The sequence below is a fragment of the Thiohalorhabdus sp. Cl-TMA genome (genome assembly GCF_041821045.1).
Lineage (GTDB): Bacteria > Pseudomonadota > Gammaproteobacteria > Thiohalorhabdales > Thiohalorhabdaceae > Thiohalorhabdus > Thiohalorhabdus methylotropha.
Map to the genome: position 1 here is coordinate 21,143 of NZ_JBGUAW010000015.1, position 21,935 is coordinate 43,077.

Annotated in this window: 24 protein-coding genes; 13 read left to right on the forward strand and 11 right to left on the reverse strand. The window is 66.8% G+C overall.

Annotation, left to right across the window (positions count from 1 at the left end; genetic code table 11):
• Nucleotides 1-34: 34 nt before the first annotated feature.
• Together ACERLL_RS16890 and ACERLL_RS16895 are read left to right on the forward strand one after the other, a co-directional pair.
• A complete protein-coding gene (locus ACERLL_RS16890; protein WP_373657277.1) occupies nucleotides 35-232 on the forward strand; it encodes a tautomerase family protein in 198 nt (65 codons plus the stop codon).
• Between the two features lie 182 nt (nucleotides 233-414).
• The gene (locus ACERLL_RS16895; RefSeq protein ID WP_373657278.1) at nucleotides 415-1,176 is read left to right on the forward strand and encodes a class I SAM-dependent methyltransferase; all 762 of its coding nucleotides are present in this window, start codon (nucleotides 415-417) and stop codon (nucleotides 1,174-1,176) included.
• Nucleotides 1,177-1,251: 75 nt separating this feature from the next.
• Here the strand turns inward: ACERLL_RS16895 and ACERLL_RS16900 are convergent, their stop codons facing one another.
• A complete protein-coding gene (locus tag ACERLL_RS16900) occupies nucleotides 1,252-1,506 on the reverse strand; it encodes a Smr/MutS family protein (protein ID WP_373657279.1) in 255 nt (84 codons plus the stop codon).
• Between the two features lie 326 nt (nucleotides 1,507-1,832).
• On the opposite strand from ACERLL_RS16900, the gene ACERLL_RS16905 reads away from it, so the two are divergent.
• Entirely contained in the window at nucleotides 1,833-3,248 is a 1,416-nt protein-coding gene (locus ACERLL_RS16905; protein ID WP_373657280.1) for a cytochrome B6, read from the forward strand.
• An 80-nt stretch (nucleotides 3,249-3,328) separates the two neighbouring features.
• Here the strand turns inward: ACERLL_RS16905 and ACERLL_RS16910 are convergent, their stop codons facing one another.
• The 3 genes from ACERLL_RS16910 to ACERLL_RS16920 form a co-directional block, all read right to left on the reverse strand.
• Nucleotides 3,329-3,646 carry a hypothetical protein gene (locus tag ACERLL_RS16910; RefSeq protein ID WP_373657281.1) on the reverse strand — a complete coding sequence of 106 codons (318 nt, stop codon included), beginning with the start codon at nucleotides 3,644-3,646 and terminating at the stop codon, nucleotides 3,329-3,331.
• Between the two features lie 76 nt (nucleotides 3,647-3,722).
• The gene (locus ACERLL_RS16915) at nucleotides 3,723-4,625 is read right to left on the reverse strand and encodes a matrixin family metalloprotease (RefSeq protein ID WP_373657282.1); all 903 of its coding nucleotides are present in this window, start codon (nucleotides 4,623-4,625) and stop codon (nucleotides 3,723-3,725) included.
• A gap of 34 nt (nucleotides 4,626-4,659) precedes the next feature.
• The gene (locus ACERLL_RS16920; protein ID WP_373657283.1) at nucleotides 4,660-5,667 is read right to left on the reverse strand and encodes a LysR family transcriptional regulator; all 1,008 of its coding nucleotides are present in this window, start codon (nucleotides 5,665-5,667) and stop codon (nucleotides 4,660-4,662) included.
• A 143-nt stretch (nucleotides 5,668-5,810) separates the two neighbouring features.
• Here ACERLL_RS16920 and wrbA point away from each other — a divergent pair, with 143 nt between their 5' ends.
• The 3 genes from wrbA to ACERLL_RS16935 all read left to right on the forward strand — a co-directional run bounded on the left by wrbA (nucleotide 5,811) and on the right by ACERLL_RS16935 (nucleotide 7,816).
• On the forward strand, nucleotides 5,811-6,443 hold the full coding sequence (gene wrbA / locus ACERLL_RS16925) for an NAD(P)H:quinone oxidoreductase (protein ID WP_373657284.1): 633 nt from the start codon (nucleotides 5,811-5,813) through the stop codon (nucleotides 6,441-6,443).
• Between the two features lie 36 nt (nucleotides 6,444-6,479).
• Nucleotides 6,480-6,881, forward strand: coding sequence for a VOC family protein (locus tag ACERLL_RS16930; protein WP_373657285.1), 402 nt, complete (start codon nucleotides 6,480-6,482; stop codon nucleotides 6,879-6,881).
• A gap of 137 nt (nucleotides 6,882-7,018) precedes the next feature.
• Nucleotides 7,019-7,816, forward strand: a complete 798-nt coding sequence (locus tag ACERLL_RS16935) for a PhzF family phenazine biosynthesis protein (RefSeq protein ID WP_373657286.1) — start codon at nucleotides 7,019-7,021, stop codon at nucleotides 7,814-7,816.
• Between the two features lie 250 nt (nucleotides 7,817-8,066).
• Here ACERLL_RS16935 and ACERLL_RS16940 read toward each other — a convergent pair whose 3' ends face one another.
• Complete coding sequence (locus tag ACERLL_RS16940) at nucleotides 8,067-8,753, reverse strand: hypothetical protein (protein WP_373657287.1); 687 nt, start codon at nucleotides 8,751-8,753, stop codon at nucleotides 8,067-8,069.
• Nucleotides 8,754-8,975: 222 nt separating this feature from the next.
• On the opposite strand from ACERLL_RS16940, the gene ACERLL_RS16945 reads away from it, so the two are divergent.
• Nucleotides 8,976-9,413 (forward strand): hypothetical protein, encoded by a 438-nt coding sequence (locus tag ACERLL_RS16945; protein ID WP_373657288.1) that lies wholly within the window; start codon nucleotides 8,976-8,978, stop codon nucleotides 9,411-9,413.
• Nucleotides 9,410-9,889 carry a MarR family winged helix-turn-helix transcriptional regulator gene (locus ACERLL_RS16950; RefSeq protein WP_373657289.1) on the forward strand — a complete coding sequence of 160 codons (480 nt, stop codon included), beginning with the start codon at nucleotides 9,410-9,412 and terminating at the stop codon, nucleotides 9,887-9,889. Before ACERLL_RS16945 ends, ACERLL_RS16950 begins: the two co-directional genes overlap by 4 nt.
• Here the strand turns inward: ACERLL_RS16950 and ACERLL_RS16955 are convergent.
• Both ACERLL_RS16955 and ACERLL_RS16960 read right to left on the reverse strand, forming a co-directional pair.
• Complete coding sequence (locus ACERLL_RS16955; RefSeq protein ID WP_373657290.1) at nucleotides 9,868-10,587, reverse strand: glutathione S-transferase; 720 nt, start codon at nucleotides 10,585-10,587, stop codon at nucleotides 9,868-9,870. The genes ACERLL_RS16950 and ACERLL_RS16955 overlap by 22 nt on opposite strands.
• A 263-nt stretch (nucleotides 10,588-10,850) precedes the next feature.
• Nucleotides 10,851-11,516, reverse strand: a complete 666-nt coding sequence (locus ACERLL_RS16960; protein WP_373657291.1) for a type 1 glutamine amidotransferase domain-containing protein — start codon at nucleotides 11,514-11,516, stop codon at nucleotides 10,851-10,853.
• A gap of 109 nt (nucleotides 11,517-11,625) precedes the next feature.
• Here ACERLL_RS16960 and ACERLL_RS16965 point away from each other — a divergent pair, with 109 nt between their 5' ends.
• Complete coding sequence (locus tag ACERLL_RS16965) at nucleotides 11,626-12,486, forward strand: LysR family transcriptional regulator (RefSeq protein ID WP_373657292.1); 861 nt, start codon at nucleotides 11,626-11,628, stop codon at nucleotides 12,484-12,486.
• 148 nt (nucleotides 12,487-12,634) lie between these two features.
• Nucleotides 12,635-13,240 (forward strand): class I SAM-dependent methyltransferase, encoded by a 606-nt coding sequence (locus tag ACERLL_RS16970; protein ID WP_373657293.1) that lies wholly within the window; start codon nucleotides 12,635-12,637, stop codon nucleotides 13,238-13,240.
• Between the two features lie 134 nt (nucleotides 13,241-13,374).
• On the opposite strand, the gene ACERLL_RS16975 is transcribed toward ACERLL_RS16970, so the two are convergent.
• Complete coding sequence (locus ACERLL_RS16975) at nucleotides 13,375-13,833, reverse strand: ferritin-like domain-containing protein (RefSeq protein WP_373657294.1); 459 nt, start codon at nucleotides 13,831-13,833, stop codon at nucleotides 13,375-13,377.
• A gap of 348 nt (nucleotides 13,834-14,181) precedes the next feature.
• On the opposite strand from ACERLL_RS16975, the gene ACERLL_RS16980 reads away from it, so the two are divergent.
• On the forward strand, nucleotides 14,182-14,568 hold the full coding sequence (locus tag ACERLL_RS16980; protein ID WP_373657295.1) for a cupin domain-containing protein: 387 nt from the start codon (nucleotides 14,182-14,184) through the stop codon (nucleotides 14,566-14,568).
• A 203-nt stretch (nucleotides 14,569-14,771) separates the two neighbouring features.
• The gene (locus tag ACERLL_RS16985; protein ID WP_373657296.1) at nucleotides 14,772-15,698 is read left to right on the forward strand and encodes a DMT family transporter; all 927 of its coding nucleotides are present in this window, start codon (nucleotides 14,772-14,774) and stop codon (nucleotides 15,696-15,698) included.
• Between the two features lie 58 nt (nucleotides 15,699-15,756).
• Here the strand turns inward: ACERLL_RS16985 and ACERLL_RS16990 are convergent, their stop codons facing one another.
• The gene (locus tag ACERLL_RS16990; protein ID WP_373657297.1) at nucleotides 15,757-16,245 is read right to left on the reverse strand and encodes a DsrE family protein; all 489 of its coding nucleotides are present in this window, start codon (nucleotides 16,243-16,245) and stop codon (nucleotides 15,757-15,759) included.
• A 169-nt stretch (nucleotides 16,246-16,414) separates the two neighbouring features.
• On the opposite strand from ACERLL_RS16990, the gene ACERLL_RS16995 reads away from it, so the two are divergent.
• Nucleotides 16,415-16,915 (forward strand): GlcG/HbpS family heme-binding protein, encoded by a 501-nt coding sequence (locus ACERLL_RS16995; RefSeq protein WP_373657298.1) that lies wholly within the window; start codon nucleotides 16,415-16,417, stop codon nucleotides 16,913-16,915.
• A gap of 1,409 nt (nucleotides 16,916-18,324) precedes the next feature.
• On the opposite strand, the gene ACERLL_RS17000 is transcribed toward ACERLL_RS16995, so the two are convergent.
• A complete protein-coding gene (locus tag ACERLL_RS17000; protein ID WP_373657299.1) occupies nucleotides 18,325-19,653 on the reverse strand; it encodes an acyl-CoA dehydrogenase family protein in 1,329 nt (442 codons plus the stop codon).
• Between the two features lie 230 nt (nucleotides 19,654-19,883).
• Entirely contained in the window at nucleotides 19,884-21,746 is a 1,863-nt protein-coding gene (locus tag ACERLL_RS17005) for a 7TM diverse intracellular signaling domain-containing protein (protein WP_373657300.1), read from the reverse strand.
• Nucleotides 21,747-21,935: the final 189 nt, after the last annotated feature.

Here is a 21,935-nt window from a genome sequence, read left to right on the forward strand (position 1 = left end):
AATCAATATCTGTCATTTACAACAGGAGGCCATCATGCCGACGGTTCGCCTGACGGTTCCCCAGAACGATCTTTCCAAGGCCGACAAGGAGGAAATGGTGGAGCGCCTGACCCAGACGGTCAGCACCTTCTTCCAGGAACGGAAGCAGGAGGATGTACGGAACTTCGTCATGGTCCAGATCAGCGAGACCGCGGAAAGCGGTTACGCGCTGGGCGGCGAGATCATCGGGTGAGCGGACCCGCCGGGCGGATTCCGCTTCCGCCCGGCACCCTTTCGGTGTACCCCGGCACCTGGTGGCATCCGAAGCGCGCTGCGGCGGTTCGGCGGCGGAGATCGTGAAAGACCCCGTCTTGACCCCGGATGCCGGCAGGAAGGATCATAAGCCGCCCCCTTTCGCCAAGGAACGATAATCCAATGAGCAAGCCGGAAGTGAAGACCGACGAAAAGAAGCAGCACTTCGACGACATCTACGTCGCGGAGACCCCCGTTCCGTACAAGGAGCGGATCCTGGACGCGCTGGAGTACGTCTCCGACAACTTCAACCGCCAGACCTTCGACCGCCTGATCCTGCCCTGGGCGCAGCAGAAGGCCGCCGACGGCAGCCCGCTGAACTTCGTCGATCTGGCCGGCTGCTTCGGCAACACCACCATGGCCACCCTGAACGGCATGGACTACGACGCCATCCGCAACAACTGGCGCAGCGAGGAAGCGGCCAAAACCGTCGACCAGCCGCGCCGCTTCCCGGCCCACACCACGGGCATCGACATCTCCGCCAACGCCCTGGCCTACGGGAAGTCCGCCGGGCTCTACGACGAGACCATCGAGGCCGACCTCAACGCGCCGGCCCCCGAGACCCGGAAGGCGGTGGACGCGGCCCTGGAGAACGCCGACATCCTCATCTCCACGGCCGCCCTGGTCTACCTGGAGCCGGAGGCCGTGGCCGAACTACTGGACGCCTTCGCCAGGGGCTCCGGGGAAGGCTACATGCTGGTGAACTTCCTCAATCCCTTCGCCCCGGACCAGGCCGATGCCACCAAGCGCCAGCTCCTGGAACGCTTCGAGTTCGTCGGCAGCGGCGCCTCCCGGCACCGCAAGCTCTCGCCGCTGGAGCAGGAGAACTACCCCGGCGAGGAGTGGTCTCTGCTGGAGATCTGGGTGCTGCGGCGCAAGAGCTGAGCCCCGGCCCGGCCACGCCTTACCCCGTCGGCCCCGTTCCCCGGACGGGGCCGACGTGCGTCCGGGCCAGGCAATCTAGAACTTGAAGTAGACGAATAGCCGCCCGTGGTTCTTGGCATCCTTATCCACGCGGGCGTAGCGGGCCTTGATGTCGGAGCGCTCCAGGAACTTCAGCACCCGCTTCTTGAGCTGCCCGGAGCCCTTGCCGTGAATGATCTCCACGGTCTTCACCCGCTTCTCCTCGGCTTCGTCCATCACCCGATTCAGCTCCGCCTCGATGGCGGCGCCATTGCGGGCAATGGGATGCAAGTCGAGCTTCAGCTTGGCCATGCAGGCCTCCTTCAGGGGAAGTCGATCTCCGAAGCCACAGCCGAACCGGCGATCCGGACCTCTGCCACGCCTCTCCGCCGTCCTCCCACACCCTCGCCCCGCCAGAACCACCATCGCAAATTCCCCGGTCATCAAATGGGGTTTTTTCGTATGTGTTCCTGAAATCCCGGAACAAACCCCCGATCTGATCAAGTTCCGGCCAGAACCTCGGTGAATAATGGCGCCGCCCGTTCGAACCTGCCAGAAGGGGCTGCCGGAGCACGCGGCTCTTCGGGGTTGGAAACGAGCCCCGCGGCCAGGGGCTCAGCGCGGACAAAGGAGCCGGTATGTTTGGGACCAACACCCTTGCGGGGGTATGTCTGGCCGGGGTCGTGGGGCTCGCCCTCTATTCCGGAGTGGTGGCCCAGGGAGAGAACGGCCAGGCGGAACGGCCCTCGGGGGGCAGCTATTTCCCCGTGGCGGATATCGATTTCCAGAAGATCCTCAAGGAGGACCGCGCCCAGAAAGACCAGGTTATGCAGGAGCAGCAGGGGCTGCTGGAGAGACGCTACGACTTGTCGGACCGCCCCTCCGACACCATGATGTCCGCCAGCCGCAAACCGGTGCAGGAAGGGGTGCGCGTGAAGCTGCCCGAAGGCGTGGATTCCTGGGATGAACTGAATGACATGACCCCCGAGGAGATCCGCGAGAAGGACCTCTTCCCGCGGGGCTTCATGCCGCTTCCACACGCGAAGCACGAAACCGGCGGCATGGTCTTTCCCGAGGAGCAGATCGAGGCCATCCGCAAGGCCGAGGACCGCAACCTGGAGCGCTTCGATGTGGCCTTCGATCTCCCCGAGCACCTCCTGCCCGAATTCCCGCCGCCGCTGTTCCTGACCAACCGGCCGGACCTCGGCGACGTCTCCCAGGGCAAGGTGATCACCATCAAGAACTTCCACGAGCTGTTCCGGGGCGTGCTGACGCCCGTCCAGCTCGAGGGCATGCGCCTGCTGCTCACGCCCTTCCCGCAGCAGCAGTTCAACGCCACCCACGACCGCAAGGTGCTGGAGCCGAGCAACGGCGTCGCCTGCCTGGACTGCCACACCAACGGCCACACCAACGGGGCCTTCCACCTCAACCCGGACACCCGGCCGAACGAGGCGCGGTTACGGATCGAGACGGTAAGCCTGCGGGGCATGTTCAACCAGCAGATCCACGGCTCCAAGCGGGCCCTGCGCTCGGTGGAGGACTTCACGGAGTTCGAGCAGCGCACGGCCTACTTCGACGGCGACCAGGTGACCGCCGCCAAGAAGGGCGTGAACGTGCTCGACCGCGGTGGACAGGTGGCCGCCATGGGCCAGATGCAGACCATGTTCGACTTCCCGCCGGCGCCCAAGCTGAAGGCCGACGGCGACCTGGACCCGGCCAAGGCCACCGACCAGGAGCTGTTCGGCCAGAAGGTATTCCGCGGCAAGGGCCGGTGCGCCGAATGCCACAGCGGGGCCAACTTCACCGACAGCCTGATGCATGACCTACACGACGAGCGCTTCTTCGAGCCCCGCGAGATCAACGGCAAGTACACCATTCCCACCGGGCCCATCAAGACCTTCACCCTGCGGGGCATCAAGGACTCGCCGCCGTACCTCCATGACGACCGGCTGATGACCCTCGCGGATACGGTGGAGTACTTCAACCTGGTGCTGCAGCTGGACCTCAACCAGAAGGAGAAGGACGCGCTGGTGGCCTACATGAAGGTGATCTAGCGCCGCAACTACCCGGGGAGCTGGTCCGAGTGGAGCCGGAGTCCCGGGGTACCGGTGGAGGCGGCCTGAGGCGGACGGCCTCAGCCGTCCCCGTCCTCCGGGTTATCCGACGGCAGCCAGTAGTCGTAGACGCCCGGCACCCGGCTCGCGCGGGGGTAGGCGCTGGTGGCGTCGAGGTCGGCGTCGCTCTCGATGGGCACGGTGGCGCGGACCCCGAAAACGGGGACCCACCCGCCGTCCATGGCCAGCTGCCCGGCGGGCTCGGCATCGGGGCGCACCAGTCGCGCCCGCCGCTCCCAGCGGGCCGCCGTGTCCAGCTCGCGGGGCAGGGGATCGCCGGGACCCGGCTCCCCGGGCAGGCGGTAGGCGGTCAGATTCGGATCGCGCTCGTTCTCCATGGGCCGAAAATACCACAAGGGGCTTGGGCAAGGCGCGGTGGGAGCGGCCTCCGGCCGCGACGGGCCGGCCCGCGCCCTATGGGGCCGCCCCGCAGGCCCGCCGCAGCGCCCGCCGGTCCGCGGCCGCGAGCCGCAGGCGGGAAAAGTCCTCCCGCTCGTTCAGGTAATACATCACCGCGCCGCGATCGTCCACATGGCCGATTCCCAGGGCGTGGCCCAGCTCGTGGGCGAGGATGAAGCGCAGCCGCCCGGGGCCCCGGTACTGGTTGACGGCGATCTGCTCGGCGCCGCGCCCCGTGCGCATGTAGAAGCCCTGGTGGAATTCCCGCCCGGGCCGGGTCAGCTCCCGGGCCTCGCGGACCCGGCGGTTGTGGCGCTGCACCAGGGCGTTGACCCGCACGGCGAGCCGATTGGCCCGGGTCTTCAGCTCCTTCAGGGAGCGGCGCATCGCCTGCAGCTCGGCGCCTCGCCGGCGGAGCCGGCGCCTTCGGTCCTCCAGGGCCCGCAGCTCCTGCGCCGACGCCCCGCCCTCCTCGTTCACCCGCCGGACGCGGGCCTCGAAGGCCCGCTTCTCGCGCCGGTAGGCCCGCACCCGCTCCTCGAAGGGCGGCAGCTTCCCGCGCAGCCGCTCCTTGGCTTCCTCCAGCCGCTTCTTGCCCGTTTCGATCCGCTCGCGGAGAGCGCCCACGTTGTCCTCCAGGCTCTCCACCCGCTCCGCGGCCTGCTGGATGGCGCCGTAGCGCAGGTGGATGCGGAAGTCCGCCCCGCGCCGGTGCACGAACAGCTCCCGCCCGGCGGCCGCCTCCCAAGCCCGGGCGGCGTCGCGGATCGCCTGCCGGAATTCCGCACGGGAGAGATCGAAGCGGCGGTCCACCTCGCCGATGCTGTAGGCGATGGGCACATCGCAGGCGCGGGCCGCTCCTGGCGGGCCCGCCAGGAGCCCGACGCCGAGGATGAAGCCGAGCAGAATCCGTTGCATGACGCACCTTCCGGGAGTTGCCCGCCCCCTTGTACTACCCGTGGGAATCCCGGCCAATGGTTGTACCCCACGGTGCCCCGCAAGCCCGATCATTCCTCGGGATACCCCCGCTCCGCTCGGCGATCCGCGCATTCACGGGCTGATCCCAGTAAGGCGGGTCGCTGATGTTGTCCACCAGGAAATCGACGAAGGCCCGCACGCGGCGGGCCAGACGCCGGGTCGGCGGATAGACAGCGTGCAGCGCCAGCTCGTTCCAGCGGTAGTCGGTGAGGATGGGCACGAGCGCCCCCCGCCGCACCGCCTCGTAAATCGTGAACGTCGGCTCCAGGATGATCCCTTCCCCCTGGATGGCGGCCTCCCGCAGGAGCTCGCCGGTATTGGCCGCCGCCCGGATCGGCACCTGCACCTCCCCGGAGGAGCCGTCGGGGGCCTCATAGGGCCAGGAGGTGCCGTGCGCGGACAAGGTGTAGACCATGCAGTAGTGATGCACCAGATCCCCGGGCACCTCCGGCTCGCCGTGACGGCGCAAATACTCCGGGCTGGCGCAGACAATGGGCCTGATTGGGGCCATCCGGCGGGCGATCAGCGAGGAATCCTGCAGATTGCCGATGCGGACCGCCACATCGAAGCCGTCCTCGATGAGGTTCACATGGCGATCGCTGAAGTCCACATCGATCTGAACCTCCGGATGCAGCCGCATGAACTCCGTAAGGAGCGGCACCAGATGCGAAATGCCGAAGGTTACCGGCGCCGCGATCCGGAGCCTGCCCCGCAAGGCCCCGTGCGAATCGGCGACCGCCGATTCCGCTTCCTCCATGTCGGCCAATAGCTGCTTGCAGCGCTCGTAGAACTCCCGTCCCGCATCGGTGACCGTAAGCTGGCGGGTTGTACGTGTCAGGAGCTGGGCCCCCAGACGCCGCTCCAGGTCCGAGAGCCGCCGGCTCACCGCCGATTTGGCCACCCCCATGCGCTCCGCGGCCCGGCTGATATTGCCGCTGTCCACCACCCGGACATAGGTCTCAAGCTCGGTGAGCCGATCCAATTTGTTCTCCTGCAAAGAACAATCATTTCAATGAAGAACTGTTTGTTCGGTGCTCCGCGACCCCTAGGGTATCGATTATTGCCACTGGCCGGGAACTACCCGCCCGGCCGGAACTGAGACAAGAACAACCCGAGGAGCGCGAAATGAGCCGCATTCTGGTGCTTTACTATTCCATGTACGGACACGTCGAGACCCTGGCCCGGACCATCGCCGAGGGGGCCGGGCAGGTGCCGGGCGCCGATGTCCATACCAAACGGGTACCCGAGACCATGCCGGAGGAAGCCGCCCGCCAGGCCGGGGCCAAACTGGAACAGTCCGCGCCGGTCGCCGATCCCGCCGAGCTGCAGGACTACGACGCCATCCTGTTCGGCACGCCCACCCGCTTCGGGAACATGGCCGGGCAGATGCGCAACTTCCTGGACCAGACGGGGAGCCTGTGGTTTACGGGCGCGCTGACCGGCAAGGTCGCCAGCGTTTTCACATCCACGGGCTCCGGCGGCGGGAACGAGACCACCATTACCTCCTTCTGGCCCACCCTCGCCCACCACGGGATGGTCATCGTGGGGCTTCCATACGCGGCGCCCGAGCTCGCCGACATCTCCGAGGTCAAGGGCGGCAGCCCGTACGGCGCGGCCACCATCGCCGGCGACGGCAGCCGACAGCCCACGGAGAAGGAGCTGGCGCTCGCCCGCTTCCAGGGAGCACACGTCGCCGGGATCGCGGAACGGCTGCACGGGGGCTCCGAGACCGGCTCCCGCAAGGCCGGGACCCCGTGACCCCGCATCCGTGAACCGAGCTTCAGGAGACACGCAATGCACGCAATCGTCGGCATGGACCACATCGGACTGCGGGTAACGGAGCTGGCGCGCACCCGGCGCTTCTACGAGAAGCTGGGATTCGTCTTCCTGGACGGTCCCCTGGGCCCCGAGCCGGTGGCCATCATGGAGCACCCCGCGGGCGTGAACCTCAACCTCATCCTGAACGGGGACGAAAGCCTCCGGGCCAACCCGCTCATGGACTATCCGGAGAAGCCCGCCGGCTACACCCACGTCGCCCTGCGGGTGAGCGATGCCCGGGAGGTGCAGGAGGACCTTCGGGCCCAGGGCATCGCGGTGTCCGAGGGCCCGGTGGAACTGGGGGGCGGCCTCTCCCTGTTCGTGCGGGATCCGGACCGCAATGTCGTCGAGCTGCACCAGCCCGGCACGGGCTCCTGAATCCGCGCCGTAACCACCGCGAAGCGCTGAAACATGGCCACGGGGCGGGTACCCTGTGGCCATGCTACGTGCCGGGGTAGCCACGATCCCCGCCCGCCCCGGGCCGATGCCCGCCACTACTTTCCGGGAGAACCACCGTGCAGCTTCCGCTCTACCAGGTCGACGCCTTCGCGAACCGCCTGTTCACCGGCAACCCGGCGGCCGTGTGCCCGCTGTCCGAGTGGCCCTCGGAGGCGACCATGCAGGCCATAGCCACGGAGAACAACCTGTCCGAGACCGCCTTCGTCGTGCCAGGGAACGGCCGGCTGGGCATCCGCTGGTTCACCCCCAACCGCGAGGTGCACCTGTGCGGGCACGCCACCCTGGCTGCCGCCTGGGTCTGGCTGGAGCACTGCGCCGGCGAGCCCAAGCCGTCGGCCCTCCACTTCGACTCCGTGAGCGGTCCTCTGACGGTTACCCGCGAAGCGGACGGCAGGCTCACGTTGGACTTTCCGGTGGCGCCCGCCGAGCCGGCCGAGCCGCCCGCGCCCCTGACGGAAGGGCTGGATGCCGCGATCGTGGAGGTGGCGGCGGGCGACGACTGGCTGGTGCGCCTGGAGAACGAGGCGGCCGTACGGACCGTGGCGCCGGACATCGGCCGGCTGCGCGCCCTGGACCGGCGGGGCGTGATCGTCACCGCCGAGGGCGACGAGGCGGATTTCGTCTCCCGTTTCTTCGCCCCGAACTTCGGCATCGCCGAGGACCCGGTCACCGGCTCCGCCCACTGCATGCTGACCCCTTTCTGGGCGGAACGGCTGGGCAAGGAGCGGTTCCGGGCGCAGCAGCTCTCGGCGCGGGGCGGCGAGCTGGCATGCGCGCTCGCCGGAGATCGGGTCCGGATCGGCGGCCACGTGGTGCCCTACCTGGCGGGCACCCTTGAGCTTTCCGGGAATTAGCGCCGCCCGGGCGGTACGTGGAGGCGCCTGGCCGGCCGATTCCGGGGCATGCGGGCCCGGACTGATCCCGCCGCTGCCGATACCCCTTGCCCGGAAGGTGCCCTTGGGGGAGTGGCCTCCGCCCGCGTCACCATAAGGTGCGTGCTCCGCTGGGATCCGGAGCCGGTGGTAATGGCGGACGGCCAATGGGTCCCGAGCGGAGGGCACGCCTTCCTGGAACGGGCCTTCGCCTGGCTGCTCTACACCGCCCCTAACCGGTTCCCGGAATCACCCGGGAGCTCGCCGCCCGCTTGTTGCTCCGGCCCAGGGCGTTCAGGGCGTCCCAATAGGGGATCGGGTTGGCAATGATCGCCCGGGCGAAGCCGCGCGTGGACTCGATCAGCTCCCCGTCCCGCTGCTCGGGCCGCCCGCCCTTGCGCGCCCAGACCTGGATGGCCTCTTTCACGCGCGCCACTCGCTTCTCCATGCTGTCCCGCCACTCCAGGACCGCGCCCTCCCGGGCCACCAGCTCCTCCCAGCCGTTCAGGTCCAGCCGGGCGGCGGAAGCGGCGAGCTGCGCCCGGATGAAGAAATACTTGGTGGCCACGAAGCGGATGCCGTCCGCGATCCCCTCCTCCCGGGAGACCAGCTTCGCCTTGATGTCGAAGCAGCGCTGGTCGAAGCTGTGCAGCTGGTTGCACCAGTTGAAGGTGCTCTTCTTGCGCTGCAGGAAGGAAAGGATGAACCGGGCATTCTCCCGGATCCGGTCCTGCTCTTCCCGGAGCGCCGACCGGGAGGCGGTGACCTCGTCGAAGAACTGCATCCGCGCCTGGTAGCGATTCATGCCCAGCTGGTTGTAGCCGATGAACAGCAGCGCCCCGGTCGCCACCAGCAGCAGGACGAAGGCGAGCCCCAGCACGAATCCGGAAAGCACGGATCCCCCGTTTCCCCTGCGCAATAACCTCCCCTCCTCGCGGCTTGCCGAACAGCGCCCCGGAAGCCCGTTCCGGGGCCGGAGATGCCCAAGGGGCTTTTGTACCGCACGGGGAAGCTTTCCGGGAAGCGTGCGGGAGAATTTAAGTCCGGACGCGCCCCGCATTCGGCGACCGAATGCCCGTTGACGCCGGCTCAATACTTAGTAAGCTAACAAATATTAGCAAGCTAACCTTCGAGGACCGCCATGCTGCTCAACCTCCACCGCACCGCCGCCGCTCTCGCACTGGCCAGCATCGCCCTCTTCTGGCTTTCCACCGTGACGGTGGAAGCCATCGGCTCGCCCGACGCCATCGCCGCGGTCAAGCGGGCGATCCTGTGGGGCCTGCTGGTCCTGGTACCCGCCCTCATCGCCACCAATGCCAGCGGCTTCCGTCTGGCGCGGGGCATCCCGCCGGAGGTTGTCCGCCCCAAGCTGCGCCGGGCAGTGATGGCGGCCGCCAACGGCCTCCTCATACTGGTGCCGGCCGCCTTCTACCTGGACGCCCTGGCCCGGGCCGGCTCCTTCGGCACTCCGTTCGTCGCCGTCCAGGCCCTGGAGCTGGTGGCCGGGGCCACCAACTTCCTGCTGCTGGCCGCCAACGTCCGCGCCGGCCGGCGCCTGCACGGGCGGGTCGCGGGATGAGCCTGGCGCGCTGGGACTCCCTGGGCTACATCATCAACCACGTGGCCCGGCTGTTCGCCGACCGCCTGTCCCGCCGCATCCGGCGGCACGGCGTCACCATCGGCCAGTTCCCGCTGCTACTGGCCCTGTGGGAGGAGGAAGGAATCAGCCAGGCGGAGCTGTCCCGGCGCCTGGACATCGAGCCGGCCACCACCAACAACACCCTGCGCCGCATGGAGCGCGACGGCCTCGTCACGCGCCGGCGGGACGCCAATGACCAGCGGAGCACCCGGATCTATCCCACCGGGCGCGGCCGCGAACTGGAGGAACCGCTCACCGCCGAGGCGCGAGCCGTGAACGCCCGGGCTTCGCGGACGCTTTCGGGGGAAGAGGCCGCGGAGCTGCACCGCCTTCTGGGGAAGGTCATCCGGGCCCTGGAGCGGGAAGAGGCCCCCCTGCCCGGCTCCGGGGAGGGTCACTCGTCCAGCTCGGGGTAATGCCGGAAGATGCCGTCCTCGTTGAAGGGGATGCGCCGCTCGGAATCCAGGTAGGCGCTGATTCGAGGCAGGTCCCGCACGCGCTGATGCAGCAGGGTCACGCGCGGCGTGCTGTATTCCGCCCGGGCCATGGCGTTGGGGAAGGCGTAGCGCAGCCCCGCCACCACCTGGAACATCGACAGGTCCGCGTAGGTGCACGCCGTCCCGGCGAGCCAGCCGGCATCGGCGTTGTCGGCCAGGACACGCTCGAAGTAGCCGAGGAACTTCGGGAGCCGGTATTCCCGGAAGCCCTGGGCCTTATTGAGCGCCTCCTCCTTCTGGTCCTCGTAGTAAAGCTGTACGCCCACCGGATGGTGGGTGTCGTGAATCTCGCCCACGAAATCGGCGATGGTAAGCTGCAGCTGATTCACCCAGAGCCGGTCCAGCTCCCCTTCCGGCGCCAGGCCGTGCTTGCCGCCGAGATAGAGCAGGATATTCGCGGTCTGGGCGATCAAGTGGCCGTCCACATCCAGCACGGGCGGCGCGAACGCCGGCGGCCCGGGCTGCTCCCCCCACAGGATGCTCGATACCGCGCCGAAATTCGGGCCCTCCGGGGTCCGCCCCACATCCTCGTATTCCGCCCCGACCGCCTCCAGGGCAAGCCGCACGAGCTCGCCGCGCCCCTGGATCGTGGGCCAGTAATAAAGCCGGTAAGTCATTGCCGGGCCTCCATGGTTACTCCGGACGGGAGGGCAGCATGCCACCTGCCCTTCCCTTACGGGAGCCGTTTCCCGCCCATGGCGTCAATACGGAAAGCCGGAGGGGCCGGAATCCGGACGGGTACATCCAGGATTTTCCGGAAGGCAGCCAGCAAAAAGCAAGACCTGACCCCACTTAAAACGGCCCCTGGGCCCCGGATGGAGCCCGGCAAGGCTCCGCCCGGGCTTGCCGTCCCTTTGTGGTCTGGGCGGCCGTGGCGGTCCTACCCCAGGGCCTCCAACAGCGTCCGGGCAACCGTCGCGCTGGAGGTGGGATTCTGTCCCGTGATCAGATTGCCGTCAGTGACCACGTGCTCCTGCCATGCCTCGACGCCACTGTAGTCACCGCCCAGTTCGCGGAGCTTGTCCTCCAGCAAGAAGGGCAGGATATCCGCCAATCCGGTCTGCTGCTCCTCGGTGTTGGTGAACCCGGCCACCTGCCGGCCCGCCACGAGGGGCTGTCCGGAGGAATCGGTGGCCCCGATCAGAGCGGCCGGACCGTGGCATACCGCCGCTACCTGGCCACCGCCTTGGGCCAGCGCCGAGATCATGGCCGCGGAAGCCTCGTCGGTGGCCAGGTCGTACATCGGACCGTGGCCGCCGGGGGCGAACACCGCGTCGAAATCCTCCGCGCGCAGATCGCGCACCTTACGGGTACCGAGCAGCGCCTGGATGGCGTCGCCGTGGCGGCTGGTATCGGTTGACGGCAGGCTGCGCGGCTCGATGGGCACGTCGCCGCCCTCGGGGCTGGCTACGGTGATCTCGGCCCCGGCCTCGGAAAAGATCTCATAAGGTACGGCGAATTCGTCCAGCCAGACGCCGGTGCGGGCGCCCGGGACCATATGGTCAGTGCTGGTGCAAATTATCAGGATGCGCTTTGCCTGGCTCATGGATTGCTCCTGGTCGAATGGATGGACCGTTCAACGGACGCCATCCTAAGCACCCACCATTTATGCAACAATAGACATTTATTAAAAATTTCTTTTCGGGTTTGCAAAAATGGCCCTACTGCAAGGCATCGAGGAATTCGTGGCCATCGTGGACGAGGGCTCCATGACCGCGGCGGCCGAGCGTCTCGGGGTCTCCGTGGCTCGCGTAAGCCGCCAGCTAGAGCGGCTGGAGGACCGGCTGGGCGTCCGCCTTTTGGAGCGCTCCACCCGGCGGCATAGCCTTACCCCCGAAGGCGAGCGTTTCTATCAACAGGTTAGCCCCCTGACCACGGAGCTACGCGCCCTCACCGAAGAGATCGGCGACCACGCTTCCGAGCTTTCCGGACCCATCCGGCTCGCCTCCCCCGGCGGCTACATGGTCGACTATATGGCGCCCCGCCTGGCCCGGTTCTCGGCGGAGCACCCCGAGGTGACCATCGACTGGGAGGTCTCGTCCCGGGTAGTGGACCTGGTGTCGGAGCCCCTGGACCTCGCCGTCCGCCAATGCCAACTGGAGGACAGCTCCCTGGTGGCCCGCAAGCTCTTCGAGCGCCGGCTGGCCCTGTGCGCCAGCCCGGACTACCTCCGCGCCCGACCCGCCCCCGAGCATCCGGACCAGCTCAGCGACCACGACTGCCTCGTTGGCTGCAGCGACCGCTGGCCCTTCCGGACCAATGGCCAGACCTGGCAGGTCCGCGTAAACGGCCGTTGGCACAGCGACAACGGCGCCGCCCTGCTGGAGGCGGGCCGCCAAGGCCTGGGTCTGCTCTATCAGCCCCTGACCCTGGTGCACGAGGCCCTGGAGCAGGGCGAGCTGGTCGAGGTTTTGGCTGACTTCACCGTGGCCGACGTCCCCGTCTGGGCCGTCCACCCCAGCCGCCGCCACGTTCCGGCGCGGGTGCGCCGGCTAATCGAATACCTGGTTAATTGAAAGCGGGTCGGCCGGAACGGTCCCCATCTGGGAGCAGTCCAACGTCATTTCCCGGGTTGTCCGGCCCACCCGCACCTTCCGCACCCCCGTCGAGGACACCCCGCCTAGGCCGAGCCCGGCCGAAACCAACGGAAAGGAGCCCACTCCCGTGTCGACGAGCTTTTGGGACGAGCGTTACCAGGCGCGCGAATTCGCCTACGGGACCGCGCCCAATGACTTCCTGGTGGAGAACGCCGCTTACCTTCCGCCCCGGGGGCGGCTCCTGCTGCCCGCCGACGGCGAGGGGCGCAACAGCGTCTGGCTTGCGGAGCGGGGCTATCGGCCCACCGCGGTGGATTTCTCCAGCGTGGGCCTGGAGAAGGCACGGACCCTGGCCGCGGAGCGCGGCGTGGCCATCGAGACCGTACACACCGACCTCACCGACTGGGACTGGCCGGAGGACACCTTCGACGGCGTGGTCGCCGTGTTCTGCCACCTACCGCCCGGACACCGGCAGTACGTGCACCGCGCCATGCTCGGGGCCCTGCGCCCGGGCGGCCGGCTGCTGCTGGAGGCCTATACCCCCGACCAGCTCGCCTACCGCACCGGCGGTCCGCCCGTGGAGGAAATGCTATACAGCCGCGCGGCTCTGGAGGAGGACTTCGCCGGGGCCGCGATACTGCACCTGGAGGAAAAGGTGCGGCCCGTCATGGAGGGCAAATACCACCACGGCGATGGCGCCGTGATCCAGCTGGTGGCGGAGCGGCCCGCATAGCGTGTGCCCCCTTCGGAGACGCGCCCCCGGCCGCCCGGAGGCCTTAAACCACATGGAAAGCCGGGAGGCTCCATTAGGCAAAAAGCAAGACCTGACCCCCAGCTTCAAATTTGTGATCCCAGCTTTGGTAGTGCTCATGCCCGCTCCCTACCGCCCCGATGGCGACCCGCCCCACCCCGTCCCCCGACGGAACCTTGGGCGCAACGCTGGAATGCCGGCAGGTGGCGTTGTTGGGAGGCCTCCTGGAGATTGCGGAACACGGCCAGGATGTCCTCCCGGGCGGTCGCGTGCAGCAGTCGGTCATACAGCCTGCCGTTGGCAATTTCCGCGCCGACGCCCGCCTTGCAGGCATCCCGCAGGCTGTCATAGCGGTCCACCTTGCCCGGCCAGGGGTTGTCGGGGATGGGCAGGTCGTAGCGGGCGAACAGCGTGCACAGCGCCTCGATATGGCGCGCCTCCGCCTCGCGGATCTTGCTGAACGGCCGCACGGGACCGAAATCGTCCAGCACCTGGTCGTAGGTAGCCCAGGCGCGGTACTCGTCGTCCAGCGCCTCGTGAAGTGCGTGAATCTCGGGGGCGGTCAGGTCGCTCATGGGGCGTTGTGGGAATGGGACCCGCTGGGATGGGAGTGGGCGGCCACTCAAGACCCTTCGCGGCCAGCCCGGGTCTTCCCAACAGTGCACGCCCGCCGGAGCGCTCCGGTCAAGGGCTCTCGGCGTAATTCCCTGGTTGGGAGGCAGGACCCGTCGGCTGGCGCTATCAGGTAGTTCCGCCACTTGCGACCCAACACCCTATGGGGAAAACCCGCGGTCCGACGGGTATCGATCCATATTCGGCACGTGGGCCCACCCGTATACATTGGGAAAACCGTTTGGCGACGCACGCAGCGAAGCCCATCGGGAGCGGGCAGAAACGTAAACAAAGGGCGGGGAGGAAAGATCATGCATATCGCAAAGGAAGACGTTCCGGTACGAATCGATGCGCCCGGAGCAGTCGCCCGGCAACAGACCGAGTTCGGTGACGTCACGGGCTACGGAAAGATGGGGGCGGAATACTTCTCCTTCGGCGCCGGGACCGACATCACCGAGCTGCTCCACGGGCTGGAAGACGATACTTGCCAATCCCCGCACTGGGGCTATGTGGTAAAGGGTGCCATTACCGCCCTGTATACGGACGGCGAGGAAGAGACCTCGCGGACCGGCGACCTCTTCTATTGGCGCCCCGGCCACAGCGTCCGGGCGGAAGAGGACACCGACGTCGTCATGTTCAGCCCGCAGGAAGAGCACGGCGCCGTCATCGACTATATCCGCGGCAAGGTCGGCGGCTGACCCCCTCCATGCGAAGGGCAGGGGGTACGCCCTGCCCTTCCTTTCATCCTGCTCCCCCGATGCAATAGCGCATTCGGTCGCCTGTCCCAGAAGGGCATGGGCGAGCAGCGCCCATTTGTGCCCGGAAGGCGGCCACGTTACAGTCTCGGGCCTATCGGCCCGGGCCGCCGGGTCTGGCCACCCACCTAACCCCAAGGACCACCATGTCTTCCTACCTGGGCCGAATCCTCGGCCTCGAGCTGCTGTTCGTCCTGCTCTGGAACTCCGGCTTTATCGGGGCCGAATATGGCCTTCCCTATACCGGCCCATGGAGCCTGCTGTTCTGGCGCTATGTCGCCCTGGCGGGTCTGCTGGGGCTATGGCTGGCCGCGAACGGGCGGCTGAGCTGGCCCGGGAACCGGGCGGTTGGGCATACGGCGCTGGTGGGCGTGCTGGCCCACGGGGTCTGGCTCGCCTGCGTACTGGTGGCGCTGGACATGGCGGTCCCGGCGGGCATCGTGGCCCTGGTCACGGCCCTCCAGCCGCTACTGACCGGGGCCCTGTCCGGCCCCGTGCTCGGCGAGCGCACCGATGCCCGCCAATGGCTCGGCCTGGTCTTGGGCTTCACCGGCGTGGTCATCGCCGTGGGTGCGCGCCTGTCCCAGGACGCCGCCACCCCGGCGCTGGGCTACCTGATCCCCTTCGGCTCCGTGGTGGGCATTACCATCGCCAGCCTCCTGCAGCGCCGCTGGGCGCAGGCGGGCACCAGCGCCTCTCTTCCCCTGGACACCACCCTGTTCTACCAGAGCGTCGCCACCGCCCTGGCCCTGATGCTGCCGGCCTGGTGGCTGGAGGGCTTCGCCGTCCAGTGGGCGCCGCCCTTCCTGGCGACCATGGGCTGGCTGATCGTGGCCGTCTCGCTGGGGGCCTACTGGGCCATGTGGCGCCTGCTGGCCCGGGACGAGGCGACCCGGGTAGCGAGCCTGTTCTACCTCAGCCCGCCGGTGACCATGCTCATGGCGTGGGCGGCCTTCGGTGACGGCCTGATCGCCACGGATGTGCTCGGTCTGGCGGTGGCCGGGGCCGGGGTGATGCTGGTCTACCGGATCGGGGCTCGGCGCCCGGCTACGGCGTCCAAACCGTCGGAATAAATCCCTCCGGCCCGCCGGTCAAGGGCGAATAATCGAATGGGGGCGGAAGGCGCCTACCTCACTTGTACTTGAGGTAGGCGTAGCCCTTCTGCTGATAGCGGATGATCTCCGCCTCGGCCATGGGCACCAGCGTAACGAAGCCGTGGATGTCTCCGGGCTTGTAACCGTGGAAGCTGGCCGCTTGCTCGCACATGCGGAATTCAATGACCCCGTTCATGGTCAGGCTGTTCGCCCTTTTCATCAGGTCCTTGTGCTTTTGAAAATTCTCAATGGCGAAAAACGGGATCTCGTTGCCGTGCAGGACCAGCACCACCGAGGTGTCGAAGGGGTTGGCGCCATTGAGCTTGCTGATGTAGCTGGCGCGGTCGAGCACGGAGCTCAGGCGCTCGACGCTGTCCACGGCCACATCGAACACCACCTCCTGCCGGCTGTAGTCAATGTCCTTGGCCGAAGCCTTACCCCAGGGCGCCTGGGCGGACTCGGCGACGGCCGCTGCCGGAGCGGCCAGGGCGCCCGCGAGCAACAGCGCAAACAGCTTCCGGAACATGGCGTCCTCCGTGGTTGGATCCGATTGCGCAAGGAAAACTTGTCCGGACGCGGAAATCAACCATCCAGTCCGGAGCCGGCGGGAAGGATACCGGGATCGCCCGGACGTTGCGGGGTATCGCCACGGCTACTAGGGATGGGATAAGACCACCTGATCAGGAGGGAATCCCATGAAGGCAGCCATAAGCACCCTGCTGGGAAGCGCCGTGCTGGCGCTCACCGCCACGCCGGTACAGGCCGAGGAAGCCACCTTCAACAACCCGAGCCTGGTTCCCGAAGTCGCCATGAAGGCGGTCAAAGCGGCCGTGAAGGCCTGTCGCGAACAGGAGACCCAGGTTACCGCCGCGGTGGTGGACGAGGGCGGCAACACCCAGGCCCTCATGCGCGACCGCTACGCCGGCCCGCACACCGTCGACACCGCCATCAGCAAGGCCTGGACCGCCGTCAGCTTCCGCACGGACACGCTGGAGCTGCGGGACATAACCGAGCCCGGCAAGTCCGGCTACGGTATCCAGAACCTGCCCAACGTAACCATCCTGGGCGGCGGCAAGCAGATCATGGTCAATGGCCGGATCGCCGCCGGCATCGGCGTCTCCGGAGCACCAAGCGGCGGGATCGACGACCAGTGCGCAACCGCCGGCATCGATGCCATTCAGGAGGAGCTGCTGTGAATCAAGCTGGGGTGCCTTTTGCCTTGTTGACCCGCTTGGACCAGTGGAAGCCCGGCATCGGGCTTTTACCTTGGGGCACTGTCGCCTCCCGAACAAGATAGGCTGTCGACCCCCTATAGTTGTATTGAGGCGGCCTTGGCCTAGGGATAGGCTGCCTCTGTCTTGTGGATCGCAAGGCACTCTCCTTGGTGTGTGTAGACCGCCCCGCCAGGTTGTTCCCCCCACCTCTCCCCTGGCGGGGTCTTTGTTTCCCGCCCTTGCGCTAACTGGCGCAATCGTCCTGAAGCGAGCTTCCCGCCGCTGTGCTATTCGCTGCCCGATTGCGGGCAATCAAAGTGGGTGTCCCGTAGGGCCTTCTGTCCCGTAGGGCCTTCTGGGCCTGCCCGTGGCCGGGGCGGGGGCGGGGGCCGGGGCGGGGGCGGGCATACTGCTGGTGTACCGAATTGGGCGCTGCAACCGGCCCCGGCGCCGCGGTAACTCCCTGTCGAAAATCTTTACAGGATCCAGCCTGTCTGCTGGCCCTGCCAACGAAGGTCCAATCCAGGACAATCCGGGACCGCAAGCCCCGTGGGGCCGGCCAGCCCCCCTCCCCTGCGGAGCATAGCGCTCTGAGCCAGTGTAGAAATCCTTTACAACACGGACCGCCGAAATTCTTCACACCTTCGCTTGGTCTGTCCGAGCCCCCACTTGTCCGGGTCTGGCATAACGCTTGCGGGGACACAACCCGGGAGGCAACCGATTTTCCTGCTGCAAGGAGCGCGCTATGCAAGCAAGTAGCGGCGCTCCCGGTGTTGGCCTCCATTACGATGTGGCCCCCAATGTCTACGGATCCCCGGACTGGGGACCCTGGCTTCAGGACACCAGAGACGATGTGGCGGACGGATCCTTTACCAACATGGGCTCGGGGGCTCACCCCGGGCAGTCCAAGTTAGCCCCGCGGGAGATGATCTCTTATTCAAAAGGTTGCCCCGGTCCCCAACGCCAAGACCCTGTGGCTACTCCTGGCCGTCAGCGGGGTTTCCTATTGGGCCAGTCGTCGTCGTCAGAGTGCCGGATCCTGCTAGAGCTCGGGTAAGGGAAAGCAAGCCACCATCTGGCCCCCGAACAAAAAGGGCGTCCTATGCGGTGCTCCTTCTGGCGTCAATCCAACCCTTTTAGGCAAAAGACAAGACCTGACCCCTCTTACAGGTCGCTCATGGTGCGGTGCCGGGGGCAAGTGGCAGGGACTCTTCCACAGTGGACTCCTCTCCGGCTGCCCGATCAAGGGCCTGCGGCGTTCTCCGCTCGGAAGAAACCGGGGCGGCCGCATGGGCCGCCCCAAGCGAGCGCATCCCCGCCTCTTCCTGCCGCCGCCCCCGAGCATCCGCCCTGCTTTATCTTCATCTTCGTTGGAAGGCCAGCTTCGGGGGTTATTCCACGCCTTTCCCGGCCACGGCGCCATAGCCTTCCATGGACTTCTTGTACCGCAGGGGCTTGTTGTTCATGAAGGTGGTGGAGTCGTAATTCTCATCCGCGATCACACCCCAGACCTTGCGCCGTTGCATTCCCATGTTCCCCGTATCGTACAAGGGGAAGATCAAGCTCTCCCGCATGTGCTTTTCCAGGGGATTGGCAAGGTCAACGGAGTTAATTCCAACCACTTGCATGCACTGCCAAACGGCCTCCTTAAGCACCTCGCCGGCGTAGATCTTGGCCATCGCCCCTAGGGCATGGCCTTCGCCCTCATGGGTGTCCAAATAGTGGGCGCCCTTCCAGGAGAGATAACGTGCCGCTTCGATCTTGGTGGCGATATCCGTCAGCAGGTAGCCCACGTTCTGATAATTGATAATGGGCTTGTCGCTGCCCGCGGTGTAGGTCTTGCACCAGTCGAGTGCCCATTCGTAGGCGGCGCGGGCATTGCCCACCGCCGAGGCACCGGCCGCCGGTCCGGACCAGGTGAAAGCCTTTTGTATCACCAGGTCGCCGTCGCCGACGGCGAACACGTTTTCCTCCGGGATCCTGGCGTTGTGGATCTCGAACCAGTTGTTCTGGTCGAGGAATTGGCCGACGGTCCGAAGCGGCTGGCGGAAGCGCAGCCCCTCGGTCCCGCGGGGGATGATGGCGACACCGAGTCCTTCGCTCCCTCCCTTGGACTTGTCCACCCGGACAATGGCAACGATCACATCCGCGCCCTGCAGGTCCCAGCCGCCGCAATTGGTTGGCCAATACTTCTCGCCGTTGATCACGTACTCGCCGTTGGCCGGATCATGTTCGGCGACCGTCTGGATGCCTACGGGGTGCTTGCCCGGGTGGTCGAAATTGGCGGTACCCCCGGGAGCACCCGGAGGCTCGCTGACCGCCCAGCCGGCGAGCCAGGAGCTCTTCTCGCCGCTGGTCGCCATTTTCAGCCATTTTTCCTTCTGCTCTTCGGTGCCGAACCAGAGGATGGGCAGCAGGGCCAGTCCATTCACCAGGAGGGTGGTGGCAAAGCCCGGGTCCACGGTGGATATCTCCTCCGCAGCGATCAGGTAATCCACGTTGCTCAGGCCCGAACCGCCGTATTCCTCGGGGAGGAAGCACATGGCGAAACCCGCCTTGTAGGCTTCTTCATAGGCGGGCTTGGTCATCACAAAGGCCTTTTGCGGATCGGGTTCTTGCCAGGCCTCCTCCACGATTGGCTTGAGGGTGTTCCGGGCGAAATCCCGGGTAGTCTTTTGGATTTGCTCCTGTTCTGGCGTCAGGGTGAAATCAATGGGCATGGGGGACCTCCTCTGCTTCAGGAGGTTATATCCGGCGAGCCCTCAGGGCGGGCGGGCATAACCTGCAATTCACATTCCATATTTCTCCATTGGGCACCTTTTTTGGATTTTGTCAATATCTGTTTTTACGATATTACCTGCTGATAATCAAGAATAATTTCCAGAAAGGGGCCGAACCTTCCCCTTTCTGGAATAAAATGGGTGCCCCCTAGCTTCGCAATGGCCACGACTCAGGATGCATCCTCCCGGGAGTCCTCCGCAGCCGTCTTCCGGGAATACATAGCGCGATCGGCCACCCGGAACAGGGTCTTTTCATCGCCGGCATCCGCTGGGTAGCGGGCCCAGCCCAGGCTCAGCCCCACATGGACCACCCGACCGTCCTCCAGCCGGATGGACCGGGCCACCTCCTCATTGATCTTCTCCACGACCGTCTCGACATTATCGGTGCCGCCCACCTCCTCCAGCAGGATGACGAACTCGTCCCCTCCCAGACGTCCGACGGTATCCGACTGCCGCACACTGCCGCGCAGGCGATCGGCCACCTGCACCAGAACCTGATCGCCGGCGGCATGGCCGAGGCTGTCATTGATGGGCTTGAAGCGATCCAGGTCGCCCACCACCAGGGCCAAGCCGTGACCATGGCGGTCGCCCCGGGCCATGGCGGCCTCCAAGTTTTCATCGAAGACGTTGCGATTGACGAGGCCGGTCAGGGGGTCGTGGCCGGCCTGATACTCCAGCTGCGCCTGGCTCTCCATGAGGTCCTGATTGGCCCGCTCCAGGTCATGCGTGCGCTCTGCCACCCGCTGCTCCAGCTGGCGCTCGCTCTCCCGCAAGGCCTCCACCTTCTCCTGACGGGTGCGAAGGGCCTGCTCCTGCGCCTCGTCCCGGGACTGCTGCAGGGTCTGAATGCGGTCGGCCAGGGCCAGGGAAAGCAGCAACATTTCCATGGCCGAGCCAATGAGCAGGGCATTGGCCGTGACGACGTTGGAGGGCAGCACGCCCAGATTGTGGAGAGAGATGATGACCACCCCGGTCAGCAGCGCCACCCAGGCCAGCACGAAGAAGCGCGCCCCGGGCTGCCGCTGATAGAGACTGACCGCCCCCAAGCCCAGCGCCCCGGCGGCGAAAACCAGGGAAAGGAGGTTCACGGAAAGCGCCGCCAGGTGGTAGGACCACAGCACCACGCAGAGGAAAATGGCGGCATAGCCGGCGGCCACCAGCGGCATGAGCCAGCCCAGCCGCACCCGGGACGGCGTATCGCCCAGGAAACGCCGCACGAAGAGCGCGCCGAAGAAGCCCGCCAGGGAGACACCGCCGGTGGGCGTCAGGTTGGTTAGCCAGGGGTTTTCGGGCCAGAGGAACTGCCCCGTGAACCCGGCCAGCCCAGCCTGGCCGATAGCCAGGGTGGCGATAAAGGCGACGTAGTTGAGGTAGAGCGGATCGCGAAGGGAGAGGTAGAGGAACAGGTTGTAGATGAGCAGGGCAAGCAGGATGCCATAGTAGAGGCCCAATGCCGCGTACGCCCGCAGATCGTGCGCCCAGAGGGCATCGGCCCGCCAGATGGTCAGCGGCGCCGTGAGCGTCCCCTCCGATGCCACCCTCAGGTAGAGGGTGTAGTCCGTCGCCGGTTCCAGGTCGAGGTCGAAAACGTGGTTGCGATGGGGAATGGGGCGGTCGCGGAAGGGGAGCTGATCGCCGGAATGGTGGGCCCGCCACCCGCCCCCATCGGAAGCCAGATAGAGGTCCACCCGATCCAGGGAGGCATGCCCCACCTCCAGCAGCCAGCGCCCGGTAAGATCGGCCTTTGTGGACAGCGGCAGCCGCAGCCAGATCTCGTCCCGGGTCAGGCCGAAGTTGGTGGCGCGGGCCCCCTCCCCCGCCAGGGAGCGGAAGCCGCCTTCGCCATGGACCGCGCGCACCGCCTCCAGGGTAAGGGGCGCCCCGTCATGGCGATGCAGGCTGGCGGCAGCATCAATCGGCTGGCGCGTCTCGGCCCCCACCGTCACCCGCTCCCCCCCGGCCGCAGCAGCCGGTCCCGCGACCATGGTAAGCACCACCAGCGCGACCGCCGCCCAGAACCCCTGCCAGCTCATGCGCCCACTCCACCAACCATACCCACCCTCAATCCACTGGTGTCTTAATCGCGGAATGTGGCTGCCCCCTCCCAGACACTCCGATGCGCGCTCCCGCAGGGCAGGTGCTGTTCACCCGCCCGGCGGGTCCCGGCTACCACCAGGACGCTGTCCTCTTTAATGGCCTTGGAAACCCTGTGCGTTATACGG